General features: G+C 68.0%; 15 protein-coding genes. 5 read left to right on the top strand and 10 right to left on the bottom strand.

What is annotated here, in order from left to right; all coding sequences use genetic code 11:
• Positions 1–1,238 precede the first annotated feature (1,238 nt).
• From ACGFYH_RS27370 to ACGFYH_RS27390, 5 genes are all read right to left on the bottom strand, one after another.
• Positions 1,239–1,793, bottom strand: a complete 555-nt coding sequence (locus ACGFYH_RS27370) for a hypothetical protein (protein WP_393805833.1) — start codon at positions 1,791–1,793, stop codon at positions 1,239–1,241.
• 284 nt (positions 1,794–2,077) lie between these two features.
• Complete coding sequence (locus ACGFYH_RS27375; RefSeq protein ID WP_393805834.1) at positions 2,078–2,431, bottom strand: hypothetical protein; 354 nt, start codon at positions 2,429–2,431, stop codon at positions 2,078–2,080.
• A 1,086-nt stretch (positions 2,432–3,517) separates the two neighbouring features.
• A complete protein-coding gene (locus ACGFYH_RS27380; protein WP_393805835.1) occupies positions 3,518–3,853 on the bottom strand; it encodes a hypothetical protein in 336 nt (111 codons plus the stop codon).
• Between the two features lie 176 nt (positions 3,854–4,029).
• Positions 4,030–4,212, bottom strand: coding sequence for a hypothetical protein (locus ACGFYH_RS27385; RefSeq protein ID WP_393805836.1), 183 nt, complete (start codon positions 4,210–4,212; stop codon positions 4,030–4,032).
• Positions 4,213–4,703: 491 nt separating this feature from the next.
• Complete coding sequence (locus ACGFYH_RS27390; protein ID WP_393805837.1) at positions 4,704–6,395, bottom strand: recombinase family protein; 1,692 nt, start codon at positions 6,393–6,395, stop codon at positions 4,704–4,706.
• A gap of 120 nt (positions 6,396–6,515) precedes the next feature.
• Between ACGFYH_RS27390 and ACGFYH_RS27395 the strand changes: the two genes are divergently transcribed.
• Together ACGFYH_RS27395 and ACGFYH_RS27400 are read left to right on the top strand one after the other, a co-directional pair.
• Entirely contained in the window at positions 6,516–7,220 is a 705-nt protein-coding gene (locus ACGFYH_RS27395) for a DsbA family oxidoreductase (protein WP_393805838.1), read from the top strand.
• A 70-nt stretch (positions 7,221–7,290) separates the two neighbouring features.
• Positions 7,291–8,385 carry an aminotransferase class V-fold PLP-dependent enzyme gene (locus ACGFYH_RS27400; RefSeq protein ID WP_393805839.1) on the top strand — a complete coding sequence of 365 codons (1,095 nt, stop codon included), beginning with the start codon at positions 7,291–7,293 and terminating at the stop codon, positions 8,383–8,385.
• Between the two features lie 103 nt (positions 8,386–8,488).
• Here ACGFYH_RS27400 and thpD read toward each other — a convergent pair whose 3' ends face one another.
• The 5 genes from thpD to ACGFYH_RS27425 form a co-directional block, all read right to left on the bottom strand.
• Positions 8,489–9,388, bottom strand: coding sequence for an ectoine hydroxylase (gene thpD / locus ACGFYH_RS27405; protein WP_393805917.1), 900 nt, complete (start codon positions 9,386–9,388; stop codon positions 8,489–8,491).
• Positions 9,389–9,391: 3 nt separating this feature from the next.
• On the bottom strand, positions 9,392–9,790 hold the full coding sequence (locus ACGFYH_RS27410; RefSeq protein ID WP_393805840.1) for an ectoine synthase: 399 nt from the start codon (positions 9,788–9,790) through the stop codon (positions 9,392–9,394).
• Between the two features lie 125 nt (positions 9,791–9,915).
• Entirely contained in the window at positions 9,916–11,187 is a 1,272-nt protein-coding gene (ectB, locus tag ACGFYH_RS27415; RefSeq protein ID WP_393805841.1) for a diaminobutyrate--2-oxoglutarate transaminase, read from the bottom strand.
• A 132-nt stretch (positions 11,188–11,319) separates the two neighbouring features.
• Positions 11,320–11,835, bottom strand: coding sequence for a diaminobutyrate acetyltransferase (gene ectA, locus ACGFYH_RS27420; RefSeq protein WP_393805842.1), 516 nt, complete (start codon positions 11,833–11,835; stop codon positions 11,320–11,322).
• A 329-nt stretch (positions 11,836–12,164) separates the two neighbouring features.
• On the bottom strand, positions 12,165–13,292 hold the full coding sequence (locus ACGFYH_RS27425) for a pyridoxal-phosphate-dependent aminotransferase family protein (protein ID WP_393805918.1): 1,128 nt from the start codon (positions 13,290–13,292) through the stop codon (positions 12,165–12,167).
• 297 nt (positions 13,293–13,589) lie between these two features.
• Here ACGFYH_RS27425 and ACGFYH_RS27430 point away from each other — a divergent pair, with 297 nt between their 5' ends.
• The 3 genes from ACGFYH_RS27430 to ACGFYH_RS27440 all read left to right on the top strand — a co-directional run bounded on the left by ACGFYH_RS27430 (position 13,590) and on the right by ACGFYH_RS27440 (position 16,269).
• On the top strand, positions 13,590–13,985 hold the full coding sequence (locus ACGFYH_RS27430) for a hypothetical protein (protein ID WP_393805843.1): 396 nt from the start codon (positions 13,590–13,592) through the stop codon (positions 13,983–13,985).
• A 43-nt stretch (positions 13,986–14,028) separates the two neighbouring features.
• Positions 14,029–15,120, top strand: a complete 1,092-nt coding sequence (locus ACGFYH_RS27435; RefSeq protein WP_393805844.1) for an amidohydrolase family protein — start codon at positions 14,029–14,031, stop codon at positions 15,118–15,120.
• A 186-nt stretch (positions 15,121–15,306) separates the two neighbouring features.
• Complete coding sequence (locus ACGFYH_RS27440) at positions 15,307–16,269, top strand: SCO1860 family LAETG-anchored protein (protein ID WP_393805845.1); 963 nt, start codon at positions 15,307–15,309, stop codon at positions 16,267–16,269.
• The last annotated feature ends 39 nt before the right edge of the window (positions 16,270–16,308 follow it).

The following is a 16,308-nucleotide window of genomic DNA, read 5'->3' on the forward strand; positions in this document are numbered from 1 at the left end:
GCAGCGACACGCGAAGGCCCCGCCCGCGATCACACAGGACAAACAGGGCGAAGCGACGACCCGGTCAGGCACTCACGACCTCTGAAGAATCGAGGTTAGCTGGGTAAGTCCAGTCACCGTTTCCCGCAGTTCCGGGGGTGTCCGTGGAGACGTACGCGGCCCGGTAGTTGGATTTCGCCGGACTCATCAGCGAGCCGGACAATGGGCAGGATGCGCGGGAATCGGTAGGCGAAGAATCCGGGGCGGGCCGGTGCGTCCGAGGGTTCCCAGCCATTCGGTCCGAGGACAACGCGAGTCGGTTTCATGATGCCTTCCCGTACACATCAAATAGCTCACGCAGCACCGGGCCCGCCTCGGAATCCAGATCGAGCGCGAGCAAGCCAGCGAATAGAACAGCGTCGGTTGCGCTGTCTCGTCCGGGTGCCGCTCCGTTTCCACTGAACCCCACAAAGGCTCGATGCCAGCGACGGCACGAGATACGGCAATAGGCGTAACGACCGCCGGTTGGTCGCTGTCGCGGTGGTCGTTCCTGCCCGCAACCGGGCCGACGACAGGCAAGGTAATCAGGCATTCGCTTTTCCTCCTCGACCACCCCGTAACGTTCCAGTCTGGTGTGTGCTGAGAGTGATCTAGATAGTGGTCACAATCCGCGTTCAACTGCGGTCCAAGAGTGCTTGGGCGACTTGAAAACTTGTACACGGGTTGAGGTGCTATACGCTAGCGATCCGTATAGACCCTTCAAGGGGGTTGCCCCCCACCCCTTCGGCCCTTCTCGGTGACGGCGAGTACCGTTACGCAACGTGCAATGCGCAGGAAATTCGATGCGTGATTACAGCCTGAATGCCTGCGTCACCAAGGGTCGGGAATAGCCTCCCGACGCTCCACCCTGGGGACGTGCGTTTGTGGCCGGGGCCGCATTGCTCGCGCTGCTGCTGACTCTCGTTGTGTCTTACGCATGTGATGCCACCGGCACAGCAGTTGGAGGTTACTCAGGTCGTGATTGTCACCGGGGATGATGTGGTCTACGTCTGACCCGTACTCCCCGCAGCGCTGGCCGGTGTCGAGTAGGACGGCCACACAGACACCCCCGTCACGGCGAATCACTCGACGGCGGAGCGTCGGCCAATTGTCAGGCAGTCGCTCACGCCGATTACTTGTCTTCCATGCCATAGGGCGTGTCCTCTCAGCAGCGAGCGGGGCCGGTGGCGGATTCCGGGCCGACCCCGCTTCAACTCGCCCTATAGGGCCCAAGGATGTGCGTTGCGCATCTGCATTGGGGCCGACGCTGCTAGGTCGTCCTGCCATTCCTCGAAACGCTGCTCTGCTAGCTCGGGGAGGGCAGCAGCAATGGTGCCCAGATCCTCGGTTAGCAGCGTGCCGCCCTTGATTGGGTCGTCGCTTAGCACGTACCGGCGAACCTCGTTCAGGGCTCCGGCCAGCTTTGGCGCTGCCCAACTGTCGGCATTTCCGGTGAATACCGCGCCGTCCTCCAGATTGGAGCCGTTGAACTCAACATCACGGACAGTGTCGCCAAGCAGGCTGTTTAGCGTGAAGTCACCGAGTAGCGTGTATAGCTCGGCCAGGGCCGGAATCTGCGCGTCAAGCGACTTGAATGCCTTCACCGCAGCGTCACGCCGCTTGAGGAATTCGGCCGCCACAGACGCGCGATATTCCGTGACGAATGCGCGGTCATCGAACAGCGCGTCATACGCCTTTCGTGCCGCCGACAGTCTGGGCAGGTTGGCACGGAAAGCGGAAAGCGCGCCGTCTACGGCCAGCTTGGCATCCTGCACCTTTGCACCCATGCCAGCGGGGACGGCCTTGCCGGAATCCGCAGCGCGGGCATGTGCGGCGACGGCCTCTAGGCGGGCATCCTCGGCATTCTCGGACCGCTCATAGAACAGCTCATTAGCCGGTCCATCTCGCTGGCAACAGCCTGTAGGGACTGCCACCGTTCATCGGCCACCTTTGGCGCTAGGGCCCCATGACGCCGGTTGCGCATCATGAATTCGATGTCCGGGGTTAGCAGGTCTTCGGGTGTGGTGATCTCGGGCATTGGGTTATATCCTCGGTTTGGTTATCGGGTCCAGGGGTGGAAGGTGCCAGCGGTAATGCGGGCCGCTAGTTCCTCGCCCCCGGTGCGCCGCATGAATTCGTCGCGGCTATCACGTGCTGCGGTTAGTTGGTCGGTAAGACTGGAATTGAGATCGACGGTGTGCCCCTCCTCGGCCTCCCAGCGTGCGCCCATTTCCTCGCGCGTGCGTCGCTCGACCTCGGCCTTTTGCTCAGCCCGGTATGCCTCTAGCTCGCGCTGTTCTGCCTCCTTGCGAGCGGCGCGCTCCTCGTAAACGTCGGCATAGCCCACAGCGGAGGAACCAGCGCGACGCTCAGCTAGTAGGCGGTCGGCATTATCGGTAGATCCCTGCTGCATTCGCGCACTGTTGAGACGGGAGTTCGATCCCGCCCCCGGTGTGGTCATGTCGTGAGCGGTCATTAGGTAGCCCTCTCGGATACGCAAAAGGGCCCCCTCGCGCGCCGGGTCTCTGTCACAGACCACAGCGGGCAAGGGGGCCCACCGGCAAGGAGTCCGCCGCTATATGCGCGCGGCACTTCAACTTGCCGAAGAATTAAGGGGATTGCGGGTGACAGCCGCAGGACGGTTTGCGATCACCCCGGAACGTTCCGGTGTGGTGTGGATGCGAGACCGGCCGCAGGAGAGTACGACCGGCCTCACGGTGACCACCGAGAGCAACCGAGGTGACGGCCACTTGGACCGTCTCCAATCAGAGATCGTGTTGCTTGCGCTGAAATGACGAAAGCCTCGCAATAATGCGCACGGGTGGAATTCTGTTACCGCATTGATACCCGAGCCGGCCGGACCTCATTGGAAAGACTCCAGCGCCCCTCAGGGCACCTATCTCCGCGCCAATGACCAGAGAGGCCGGACAGTGTCTCAACGGCCCGCAGGCGGGCTCTCAGCGACCTTACGGAGGCGTGACGCCTTTACCTTGTGAGCGTCGCAGCAATACCGGCGCGGACGGCCGACGCCATTCCATCCGGTGTTGTTCCCGCAGTCGTTCAGTTCGCAGACGGCATCCCAGCGCGCATCTTCCTCGGCCCGCTTGTCGGCATCGGCGCAGTTGGGCGAACAGAAGCGCTGTCGGCCGTTCCTCGGGTCGAACGCGTCCCCGCAGCAAGCGCAGTCCCGCCCGGCCAACCGATCCCAGAACTCATCGCGAGTGAGTAGGGCTGCGCGCTGCCGAGCCTTACGGCAGCGAGGGGAACACAGGATCTCCTGTCGGCCGGATAGCGGACCGTTGCAAACGACACAGCGGCCGTCCATGGCTTCCCATGGGTAGTACGTCATTTAGCGGGATTTCCTCTAGGTGTGTCGAGTGTCGTTTGAGAGCAGCACTTTGGGTTGCCCTAGGGATTCCTTAGTGGACCTACCTTGCTAGGGACATACACATTTCATTACGTAACAAGGTGAGAAAACTAAGGAAAAGAAGAGATCGGCTCAGCCCTCCCGCTGTGCCTGCTGTCGCTTCCTCGCGTACGCAGCGCGGTACTTGCAGCGATCCGAGCAATACAGGGCCGGACGCCCAATGCCCTTGTCCTCTACGGGTGTCACGCAGTCAGGACCGGCGCAGCGGTTAACCGGGAACAGGATTTCGTCCACCAGGGCCAGCGCAAGACGCGCGTATGCGTGAGCAGTCTCGGTCTTAGGGTGTTCCGTGCTGATCGCCTCCCATGCCGCCGCCTCGGTCCGCTGGAGAGCCATGCGAATTCGGGAAAAGTGGCGCTCGTTGGCTCGGCCGTTCCACGTAAGTCCCTGGTTTGTCTGTTCGGTCATGCAGGGTTTCCTCCCAAGTCCACTAAGGGGCGGTCTGGATCGCGCGGAATTCCGCGCAAGTCCTCTAAAGGGTGTTCGCATCTCGCTCCGTTTCCCCGAAAGTCCACTAAAGGGAGCCGAAGAAAACCCCCGCCGAGAGGGGACGGGGGTTTCTCCGGGAGGGAGCGACAGAACGTTTAGGCGGTCTTCTCGGCGTACCCGATCAGCAGCGCAAGGCGGGCCGCCTGTAGATCGGGCGAGTTGCCAAGGTTGGCGCGGAAGACTCGGACGAGACGGCCCCGCTTACTCCGGGGTTCGTCGGCCCATGCATCCATCCGAGCGCTGAGCGCTTCAAGGTCAAGGGTGTTCGTGATCGGCACCGCGATTCCTCCTCGTTGTTTTCTCCTATTGGCGTATCCGAGGATCAGAGATCGTGCGGCTTGCGCACCCCGGAACGTTCCGGGGTGGTGCCGTAAGCGACCTCGGCCGGTGCCATGGGAGGGACAGCGAGCGCGGTTACCTCAGCGGACGTCGGTTGAGATAGCGCCGCTCGCTGCCCTCGGAGAACAGAGATCGAGTGGCTTGCGCATCCGGCCGCCGCCCCCAATGTGACTGTGTGTAATGTGTTGGCTACGACTTATCGTGGGTCGACTGACGGCCTATTCGGGATCGCCCGGCACTCCGGGTCAGCGTGCGGAGGAAGGGCGCTCAGGCGGCTGCCTGCGGCCTCCTGGGGGCGTTGTCGGGAAGCGGGAGGTTCACCGTTGGTGCTGGCCGTTCGTTCAAGTCGCTGCGTGGTCGTCTGTGGGTGCGCGAAAGGCCCGGCAGGAACATTCCCCGCCGGGCCTCTCTAGGTGGCTTACGCGGCCGTCTAGGCGGTGCGCTCCCGAGTCCTCTCCGTCTGCTTCACGCCCGCTTCAAACGCTGTGTCCCATGCCGGGTCGCTGGCCTCCCGCCAATGGAACTCCAATCGGTCAATGGCGGGCACCCGATACCCCCGTCCCTCGGACGGCAGCAGAGTGATTCCCTTTTCTGTGAGCGCGGCCCGCAGTAGCGCCCGCTGTCCGGCGATACCGGCTCCGTTCCAGAGCGCGGCAAGTGCCTCGGGGTCCATGAGTGGGGAGAGGTCTGCTTCCCGCGTCAGTTCGGCAAGCTCGGCCTTTAGCGCTGTGATCTGTTCGCCCACCTGTACGCGCATGCTGTCGAACATCTCTTCCGTCATTCGGCCGAGAACGAAGAATTCCTTGTTGAGTTTCAGCTCTCGGCCCACTGCCGATTCAAGAGCTGCCGTTACCTGTGCCTTGCGTGCTTCCTTTTCCGGGTCCTTGTAGGCCAGCCATTCGCGGGCGATCTCGTGCAGCGTGGCTGACTCGGGGGACAGGCTCAGAATGTGTCCGAACCATGCTTGCGTCACGGCGTCATCGGCCCTCTCGCGCCCGATGGAAACACCTTCGCAGATGTGGGGCCCCTCGTTAGTTCGCGCGTAGCAGCGGTAAGCGGGTCCGCTGCATACTTGAATTGATTCGCAGCGACCACAGTGCATGTTGCTTGACAGGAGATTGGATACCTCGCGCTTTCCGCGCGCCCGGTTTCCCACCGGCCCGTTCTTCCGTGCGCGACTTGCGAGAATGCTTTTGATCTTGACGTGTTCAGCGAACGTGATAACACCTTCGCCGCACGAAATCGGTTCGCCGTTCTTGTCTAGCAGGGGAGTTCCGCCACGGTGATACTTGCCGGTCCATTGACCGTTCTTGTCGAGAATCCTTTCTCGCTGTGCCACGAGACCGGCCCAAGTCACAGCATGGGCAAGCGCGATAATCCCGGTTGCCTGCCAGTTGCGACCGTGGCGCGTCTTCAACCCTTCCTCGTTGAGCGTGCTAGCGATCCATGCCGGAGTCTTTCGGTCCGACAGGTAGTCAGCGATTCGGCGGGCCGTCGGGTATTCCTCGGGGTGCCGCTCTAGTCGACCTTCCCCTTTCACGGCGCGCAGACCGTAGGGAGCTACCCCGCCCGTCCATTTACCGTCCGCCTTGTGGGCATCCATTCCCAGCTTGACGAAATCGCCAAGGTCTTTAACTTGGTCTCGGGCCTGTTCGCTCAGGAAGGCAAGCACTGTGCGGGAAGTGCGAGAGTCCAATCCTTCGGAGACAACGAAAATGTACGCGCCCTGTTCCTCGAACGTATCCAGCAACAGGCCGACCTGACCCATTCCACGGCGGGAGAGTCGAGAGGTTTTGTACACGTAGAGCGCTTTGGAAAGCCCAACGTTCGTGACGGCCGCTGTCGCTTTCTCGAACTCCTCGCGCCGGATGTAGCTCTTACTTGCGCTCTTTTGCTCGAACCAGACGTGCCGGATCTTCTTGTTGTCCCTTACTCCGTGATCGCACATGCGTCGGACCTGTAGGCGGAGTGCACTAAGGGAGTCCTTTTTCTTGCTGCGGCGGACGTACATCTCCGCGAGATTGGCGGGGGAGCCTATAGCCGGTTCCCAAAGGCCAAGCTCTTTGAGTTCGTCATCCTCGAAACCGAGGGCCCGCAGCGCGGGGTAGTCGTCGCGGTGCATCTGTCTTGGTCCAATCTCCGAAGTCGGACCGCTCCCCACCTGGGGCGGCCGTCTTCATTCCCGAGCGAGTTGCTAGCGCGGGAGAGGGAGGCGAACGCGTAACCCCAGGTCAGAGCAGTTATGGCTTCGTTGGTCCAAGCCTGCCCTTGGTGCTACGTGGGCAAGGCCCGCTTCGAGAAGGCGCTCGCGGCCTTCCCGCACCGCGACGGGGTCGAGGTGGTCCACCGGTCCTTCGAACTGGACCCCGGGCGGGCCAGGGACGACGTGCAGCCGGTACTGACGATGCTCACCGCCGAGTACGGCATGAGCGAGGAGCAGGCGCGGGCCGGTGAGGACAGCCTCGGCGCGCAGGCCGCCGCCGAGGGCCTGGACTACCGCACCCGGGGCCGCGACCACGGCAGCACCTTCGACATGCACCGCCTGCTGCACCTCGCCAGGGAACGGAGCCGGCACGAGGCGCTGCTGGACGCGTTCTACCGGGGCAGCTTCGCCGACGAGCGCTCCGTGTTCAACGACGACGAGCGGCTCGTGGAGCTGGCCGTGTCCGCCGGCCTGGGCGAGGACGAGGCCCGCGGGGTGCTCGCCGATCCCGCCGCCTACGCCGACGAGGTCCGCGCCGACGAGCGGGAGGCCGGCCGGCTCGGAGCCACCGGGGTGCCGTTCTTCGTGCTCGACCGGGCCTACGGCGTCTCCGGTGCCCAGCCCGCCGAGGTCTTCACCCGGGCGCTGACCCGGGCGTGGGGCGAGCGCACACCGCTGGAGCCGGTCGACGGCGGCGGTGCCGGGACCTGCGGCCCGCACGGATGCGCGGTGCCCCAGGACTGAGGAGACGGCCGAACTGCAGGTGAGAGGCCTTACATAAGCGATGCTTGGAGAAACCGCGTAGAAATACGCAATGGACGGGGAGGTCCGGGGACCGCACAGTGGTCACATGGAGAGCTTCGAGAATCTCGTCCGGACCGAGTTCGCCCCGAAGACCACGTATCTGAACACCGCCAGCACCGGCCTGCTCCCCGCCCGGACCCTCGTGGCGATGCGCGACGCGGCGGCGTCCGCGGCGCAGGGACAGCCGCTCGACATGTTCGCCGACGTCGAGGCGTCCCGGACCGCGTACGCCCGCCTCGTGGGAGTGCCCGCCACCCGGGTCGCGACCGGCGCGTCCGTCGCCACGTTCAGTGGACTCGTCGCCGCATCGCTGCCCCCGGGCGCCGAAGTCCTCACCGCGGAGGCCGACTTCAGCTCCCTCGTGAACCCGCTGCACCTGCGCGGCGACCTGAAGGTGCGCAGCGTGCCGCTGGAGCGGATCGCCGAGTCGGTGGGTCCGGACACCGCGCTGGTCGCGGTCAGCTCCGTGCAGTCGGCCGACGGGCGGCTCGCCGACCTCGGCGCGCTGCGGGACGCCGCCCGGGCGCACGGGGCGAGGACGCTGATCGACGCCTCGCAGTCGGGCGGGTGGCTGCCGCTGGCCGCCAACGACTTCGACTACGTGGCCGCCGTCGGCTACAAGTGGGTGCTCTGCCCCCGCGGCGTCGCCTTCCTCGTCGTACCGCGGGACCTGGGCGAGGCGGCGGGGCTGACGCCGCTGTTCGCCGGGTGGGCGTCCGGTGAGAAGCCCTGGGACAGCTGCTACGGCCCCGTCGAGGAACTCGCCCGTTCCGCCCGCCGCTTCGACGAGAGCCCCGCGCTGTTCTCGTACACGGGGGCCCGGCACTCCCTGGCCCTGATCGAGGAACTGGGCGTGGACGCCGTGCACGCCCATGACACCGGGCTCGCCGACCGGTTCCGCGCGGGGGTGCGTGCGCTCGGCCACGAGCCGGTGCCCGCGCCGGGCTCCGCGATCGTGTCCGTGCCCGGACTCGGCCACCGGCAGGGCGCGTTGAGCGGGGCCGGCGTCCAGGTCTCCGACCGGGCGGGCAATCTGCGGGCCGCCTTCCACGTGTACAACACCGCGGCCGACGTCGACCGCCTGCTGGACGTGCTGGCGGGCTGAGACGGCGCCGGGCCGGGACCCCGTCGGGGCCCCGGCCGGGACAGCACCGGGCAGGGGCCTCCCGTCCCACACGAAGAGGCCCCTGCCCGAGATCAGACGCGGGTCACTTCACCGGCGTGAAGTCCCGCGCGCCGATGAACTCCGGCCGCCGGATCGGTGCCGCGAAGGGCTCGACCGCCGTGTTCTCCACGCTGTTGAACACGATGAACACGTTGCTGCGCGGGAACGGCGTGATGTTGTCGCCCGACCCGTGCATGCAGTTGCAGTCGAACCAGGTCGCCGAGCCGGCCTTGCCGGTGAACAGCTTGATGCCGTACTCGGAGGCCATCTTCGTCAGCGCCTCGTCGGACGGCGTCCCCGCGTCCTGCATCTGCAGGGACTTCTTGTAGTTGTCCTTCGGCGTGGCCCCCGCGCACCCGAGGAACGTCTTGTGCGACCCCGGCATGATCATCAGGCCGCCGTTGGTGTCGTAGTTCTCGGTGAGCGCGATCGACACCGAGATCGTCCGCATGTTCGGCAGGCCGTCCTCGGCGTGCCAGGTCTCGAAGTCCGAGTGCCAGTAGAAGCCGCTGGCCCCGAAGCCCGGCTTGACGTTGATCCGCGACTGGTGGACGTAGACGTCCGAGCCGAGGATCTGCCGGGCCCGTCCGACCACCCGCTCGTCGCTCACCAGCTTGGCGAAGACCTCGCTGATCCTGTGCACCTCGAAGACCGACCGGATCTCCTTGGACTGCGGCTCCACGATCGAGCGCTCGTCCGCGCGGATGGCCGGGTCGGTGGTGAGCCGCTCCAGCTCCCGGTGGTAGACCTCGACCTCGTCCGGTCCGATGAGCTGGTCGACGGCGAGAAAGCCGTCGCGGTCCAGCGCCTGCAGGTCACCGGCCGAGACGGGGCCGGGCGTGTCGGGCGAGCCCCAGACGACCGGGTCCTGCCGGGGAGTCGCCACCTCGGTGGCGCCGCGGGTGGGATAGAGATCGGTGACGTTCGTGGTCGTGGTCACGATGACTCACACCTCCTCGGTGAGCAGCGGGTAGACGCCGTTCTCGTCGTGATCCTCCCGTCCGGTGACGGGCGGGTTGAAGACACAGATGCAGTGGAAGTCCTCCTTGACCTTGAGCGTGTGACGCTCGTGGCCGTCGAGGAGGTACATCGTGCCCGGCGTGATGTGGTACGTCTTCCCCGTCTCGCGGTCGGTCAACTCGGCGTCGCCCTTGGTGCAGACGACGGCCTCGACGTGGTTGGCGTACCACATCGACGTTTCCGTACCCGCGTACAGGATCGTCTCGTGCACGGAGAAGCCGACCTTCTCCTTGGCGAGGACGATCCGCGTGCTTTCCCATGTGCCGGACGCGCTCTTCACGTGCCGGTCGGTGCCTTCGAACTCCTTGAACGAACGGACGATCACGGTGTTGCGATGCCTCCTAGGTGAAGGGTGTGCAATGGTCCCCGGCGCCCTCGGCCGCGCGGGCCGAAGGCGCCGGAAGCACTGGTGGTGGTGTCGGACGGGCCTGCCGTCGGACGGTCAGCCGGTCATGCGGTCTCGCGCACGGCCCGGGCCAGGGTCTTCATGCCCTCGTCCAGCTCGTCGGACGTGATGGTGAGCGCCGGCAGCAGCTTGACGACCTCGCTCTCGGGACCGGAGGTCTCGATGAGCAGCCCGAGCTCGAAGGCCCGCTTGGCGACCCGACCCGCCCGGTCCTTGTCGTGGAACTCCAGGCCCCAGACCAGACCGCGGCCCCGGTACTCCTTGACGTCGGCGAGGTTCTCCTCGGTGATGGCGATCATGTGCTGCTCGACCTGCTCGCCGCGCTCGCGGGTCTGCTTCTCCATCGCCGACCCGTCGGCCCAGTAGGCCTCCAGCGTGGCGGTCGCCGTGACGAAGGCCGGGTTGTTGCCGCGGAAGGTGCCGTTGTGCTCGCCCGGCTCCCAGACGTCCAGCTCGGGCTTGAACAGGGTCAGCGCCATCGGCATGCCGTACCCGCTGATCGACTTGGAGACGGTGACGATGTCCGGCGTGATGCCCGCCTCCTCGAAGGAGAAGAAGGCGCCGGTACGGCCGCAGCCCATCTGGATGTCGTCGACGATGAGCAGCATGTCCTGGCGCTCGCACAGCTCGGCCAGGGCGCGCAGCCACTCGGTCCGGGCGACGTTGATGCCGCCCTCGCCCTGCACGGTCTCGACGATCACGGCGGCCGGCTTGTTCAGACCGGAGCCCTGGTCCTCGAGCAGCCGCTCGAACCAGATGAAGTCCTCGACGGTGCCGTCGAAGTAGTTGTCGAACGGCATGGGCGTGCCGTGCACCAGCGGGACGCCGGCGCCGGCCCGCTTGAAGGCGTTGCCGGTCACGGCGAGCGAGCCCAGCGACATGCCGTGGAAGGCGTTGGTGAACGACACGATCGACTCGCGCCCCTTCACCTTGCGCGCCAGCTTCAGCGCGGACTCCACGGCGTTGGTGCCCGTCGGGCCCGGGAACATGACCTTGTACGGCAGGTCGCGCGGCCGCAGGATGGTGTTCTGGAACGTCTCCAGGAAGCGGCGCTTCGCGGTGGTCGACATGTCGAGACCGTGCGTGACGCCGTCCCGCTCCAGGTAGTCGATCAGCGCGCGTTTCAGGACGGCGTTGTTGTGCCCGTAGTTGAGCGAGCCCGCTCCGGCGAAGAAGTCGAGGTACTCGTGGCCGTCCTCGTCGTACATGCGGCTGCCGACCGCACGGTCGAAGACGGTGGGCCAGCCGCGGCAGTAGCTGCGCACCTCGGACTCGACGGTCTCGAAGACGCTGAGGTCGGGCTGGGTGATGGTCACGACAAATCGCTCCTCGTGGGGTGAGGGTGGGAGTGGAAGGTCGTACGGATCCGGTGGAACCGGTCGCGGTCCCGGCCGGGAAGTCTGGGGGCCGGACGGTGCGGGGGTGGCCCGGCGGCCCGGCGAGGGGCGTCAGCCGCCGGAGGCCGGCAGCGGGCCGATGCGGTACAGGACCTCGGGCTCGTGCGGCCCGTCGGGGAACACTTCCGTGTCGAACAGCACTTCGCGCTCCAGCCGGGCGCCGTGGCGCTCGGCGAACGAGGTGAACAGTCGCTGGGACGCCGTGTTGTCGGGGGAGATCGTTGTCTCCACGGTGGTCACTCCGCGCTCGCGCGCCACCCGGGCTGCCAGTCCGTCGACCAGCGAGGCAGCGAGCCTACGACCACGGTACGCCTCGTCCACCGCCACCTGCCATACGAGCAGGGTGTCCGGGCTGTCCGGCCGTACGTAGCCGGTGACGAAGCCGACCGGCACGCCGTGCCCGTCGCGGGCGACGGCCGAAGTGGCGGCGAAGTCACGGCACCAGAGCAGATAGCTGTACGAGGAGTTCAGGTCGAGGACCTCGGAATCCCTCGCTATCCGCCACAGCGCGGCCCCGTCGGCCACTCTCGGACGGTCGATTTGCAGGTCTGCTTGCGCGGCAGTCATGCAAATTAAATTTACCCAGTGAAATTCGAAATTGCATCGCCGAGAGGGGTTACGTGTGGAGGCGTTGTGTGTTATCACGCGAGCGCGTGCTCGCGTGCGAGGCGGCGGCGATATGAGGCGATTTCTGGGGGGCGTACGCCGCAAAACGGGCAGCATGTGGATCGGGTCACAATCGGGTAACCTGGACGAGACGTGCCCGAAATGTGAGGTTCCGCCGTAGCGGAATCTTTGTGTTTAGGTCCCGAAAAAGCGGGCAGAAGAATACGGGAAGCTGTGCTGAGCGGAATTCGTAATTTCTGCCCGCGCGAGCTTCGGGAATTCCCTCGAATTCATCCTCCCGAAAGACCGGCTCCGCCCGGCCGCTCCCACGCCTCCTCCACGGCCCGCCGTCCGGCCTCCAGGTCGGCCCGCAGACCCCGATCGGCCAGCGCGGCACCCAGTGCCGCCAGACAGCTCTGCACGGCCCCGCGCGTCGCGTCCGGGCCGTAGTGGTTGACCCGGATCATCTCGCCGGCCAGGGCGCCCCCGCCCGCGGCCAGTGGCAGCGCCGGGTCGGCGTCCAGGGCGCGGGCCACCAGCGCGGACGCGTCGACGTCCGACGGCGCCCGCAACGTCGTCGCGACCGGCGCCGCGTCCCTCGCCTCGTACACGTACGGTTCCAGACCGCCCAGCGCGAGCGCTCCGGCCCGGGTGGCCGCAGCGGCGGACGCGTGCCGTGCCATCACCGTCTCCGGGCCCTCCGCCTCGATGCGCTCCACGCACGCCTCCAGCGCGAGCATCTCCAGCTGCGCCGGCGCGTGCGGCAGCGCCTTGCGCCCGCCGTCGATCCAGCGCTCCTTCCAGTCGAGGAGGGACAGGTACGACCGCCGTGGAGCGTCCGGGTTCGCCGCCATCCGGGCCCACGCCCGCTCGCTCACCGACACCGCCGACACCCCGGCCGGGCCGCCCATCGCCTTCTGCGCGCCGATGACGCACAGGTCCACGCCCCACGCGTCCGGCAGCACCGGCTCGGCGCCCACGGAGGCCACCGCGTCCAGGTAGAACAGCGCGCCGTGCGCCCGCACCACCTCGCCGATCTCCGCGACCGGGTTGGTGTTCCCGGTCGCCGCCTCGGCGTGCACCAGGGACACGAAGTCGATCTCCGGGTGCGCGGTGAGGGCACGGCCGACCTGCTCGGCGGAGACGGCCGTGTGGAACGGCACGGCGAGGTCGTGCACGGTGGCTCCGCAGTCCCGCAGCCAGTTCCCGAAGGTCTGCCCGTACGGCCCTGTGACGATGTTCAGCGCGACGGTGCCCGGCCCGGCGGCGGCGCGGATCGCGCCCTCCAGCGGCAGCAGCGCCTCACCCTGCATGACCACCACGTCCTGCCCGGTGCCGAGCAGGCGCGCGACCCGGTCCTCGATCGCGGCGAAACGGCCGGCGCTCAGCGGGGCGAGGTCCAGGAAGGGGTGGGTCACGACGGTGCTCTCTTCGCTCACGGGCAGGTGTACGACGCGGATACGTCGTGTGCGGACGCGCGTACGACGCGTACGGAGTCGAGAGTAACCACGGACCCCGCCGTCACTCGCGGCGGAGGCCATCCGTTGCGACACCCCCACGCCCGGAATCGCGGCTTCCGCCACAGCCGAAGCGGTCACCGCCTGATGGTCTGGCCCCGTGCTCCTGCTGCTCCTGCTGCTCCTGCTGGTCGTCCTGGCCGCCGTGGTGTCGGCCGCCGGCCTGACCGGCCACGGCGCGAGCGTCCTCGCCGCCCGATGTGCCGGGGCCGCCCGGGTGCCGGGCCGCCGCTCCACGCCCTCGCCGCGTTCGCCGGTGCGGCCGCCCTCGCGGCCTACGCCTGGGGCCTGCTGCACGTGACCGGCGCCGTCATGGAGTCGAACGGCGGCACCGGTTCCGCGCCGGCGCCGCCCTGCCGCACGCCCGGCCACGAGGAGCGGGCCCGCCACGTCCTCGGCCAGGCGGTCTCCTTCCTGCCGCCGGGCTTCGTCTGCGAGACCTCCGACGGCGGCGAGTACACCAGCGACGACGTTCCCGGCTACGTCGACCCCGCCGCCGCCGTCCTCGCCCTCACCGCCGTCGCGAGCGCGGTCGGGGCCGGGTACGCGACCGGGACACGGGCCCGCGCCGCAGCCCGGAACGGCGGCCGGTGACCGGCCTTCGAACGGGGCCGGGAGCCGGTCTAGGGTGCGGGGCATGAGCGATCGCGCGGTGCTGCACGTGAAGGGTCGGGTGCTCGTCGGACCGGACGAGGCCCGGGACGAGCTGTGGGTGATCGACGGCCGGATCTCGTACGACCGTCCCACCGGCGCGGCCGACGTCCGCACCGTCGAGGGGTGGGCGCTGCCCGGCCTGGTCGACGCGCACTGCCACGTCGGCCTCGACCAGCACGGGGCCGTCCCCGAGGACGTCGCCGAGAAGCAGGCGCTGACCGACCGCGAGGCGGGCACCCTCCTCATCCGCGACGCCGGCTCGCCCTCCGACACCCGCTGGATCGACGACCGCGAGGACCTCCCGAAGATCATCCGGGCCGGTCGGCACATCGCCCGCACCCGCCGCTACATCCGCAACTACGCCTGGGAGGTCGAGCCCGAGGACCTCGTCGCGTACGTCGCCCGGGAGGCCCTGCGCGGCGACGGCTGGGTGAAACTGGTCGGCGACTGGATCGACCGCGACCTCGGCGACCTGTCGGCCTGCTGGCCGCGCGGCGCCGTGGAGGCGGCCATCGCCGAGGCCCACCGCCTGGGTGCCCGCGTCACCGCGCACTGCTTCGCCGAGGACTCCCTGCGTGATCTGGTCGAGGCCGGCATCGACTGCGTCGAGCACGCCACGGGGCTGACGGACGACACGATCCCCCTCTTCGCCGAGCGCGGCGTCGCCATCGTGCCGACCCTGGTCAACATCGCCACCTTCCCCGCGCTCGCCGACGGCGGCGAGTCCCGGTTCCCGCGCTGGTCGGCCCATATGCGCCGACTGCACGAACGCCGCTACGACACCGTGCGCAACGCCCACGACGCCGGAATCCCGGTCTTCGTCGGCACCGACGCGGGCGGCGCCCTGGCCCACGGACTGGCCGGGGCGGAGGTCGCGGAACTGGTCACCGCCGGCATCCCGCCCGTCGAGGCCCTCGCCGCGACGACCTGGGCCGCCCGGCGCTGGCTCGGCCGTCCCGGCCTGGAGGAGGGCGCACCGGCGGACTTGGTGGTGTACGAACAGGACCCGCGCGCGGACGTGCGCGTGCTCACCGCTCCGCGCCGGGTGGTGCTCAACGGGCGGGTCGTCGGTTAGCCGACGAGGGTGACGCCGGGGAACGCCCGTGCAGGAATAATCGAAAAGGTGCGCCAAAACCCCACGAAGGGGTGAAGTGCCCCGGCTTCGCTGACGGTTCGGTGGGCGCGGGGACATTCTTTCCGGGTCCCAAGCACGTCGCTCATGCGTGTCCCGCACGCATGTCTCCCTGGGGGTCCCACCACCTTGAACGGCAACACCTTCCACATGCCCGCACGCCGTCTCGCCACCGTCGCGGCGGCCACGGTCCTGGCCTCGGGCCCCGCTGCCCTGGCCGGCGCGGGCTCCGCCCACGCGACCGGCGGCCACGGCCGCGCGAGCGCCACCGTCCTGCGTACCGGGCTCGACGTCTCCCTGCTCAACAAGACCGTGAACGTCCCGCTCGCGGTCACCCTCAACGAGGTGCAGGCACCCGGGAGCGCCGAGAAGACCGCGCTGACCGCCCGGCTCGACGGCGTGGACGGCGGAAAGCCCTTCGGCGTCCTGCGCGCCGACGTCGCCGAGGCCGGAGCGACGGCGACCGCCCACAAGAGCGAGGGCTCCACCACACTGGCCCGCGTCAGGCTGCACGTCCCCGGTCTGCCGCTGCTGTCGGTGATCGAGGTCGCGGAGGTCACGTCCACGGCGACCTGCGAGGCCGGGAAGCGGCCGGTCGCCGACGCCGGCCTGCTGGGTCCTGTGACGGTCCTCGGCAAGAAGGTCGCGCTCACCACCGGCGGGCCGACGCAGGTCGAGGTGCCCGGTGTCGGCGAGGTGCGGCTCGACCTCTCGAAGACGCAGACCACCTCCCGCACGGCCGCCGCCACCGCGCTCGCGCTCAAGGTCTCCGTCGACCCCCTCGACCTGAACGTGGCCGAGGTCGACGGCACCGTGACCCTCGCCGAGGCGACGTGCGAGTCACCGGCCGCCCCGGCGGACGAGGCCGGGCAGCCCCCGGCGAAGGCCGAACCCCCGGCAGGACGGGACGAGCGGGACGCCGGACCCGTGGCCGGACCCGCGGCCGACGTGAAGGCCCAGGGCGCCCGCACGGAGGCCGACCTGGCCGAGACGGGCGGCAGTTCCGCGACGCCGTACGTGGCGGCCGGTGCCGCCGCACTGGTCCTGGCGGGCGGCGGGGCCCTGGTCCTGGCCCGGCGCAAGCGCGGCTGACCGCAAGGGAGTCGGCCGGGCGCTGCGCCCGCCTCGGCC

The organism is Streptomyces sp. NPDC048392 (genome assembly GCF_043200575.1).
Lineage (GTDB): Bacteria > Actinomycetota > Actinomycetes > Streptomycetales > Streptomycetaceae > Streptomyces.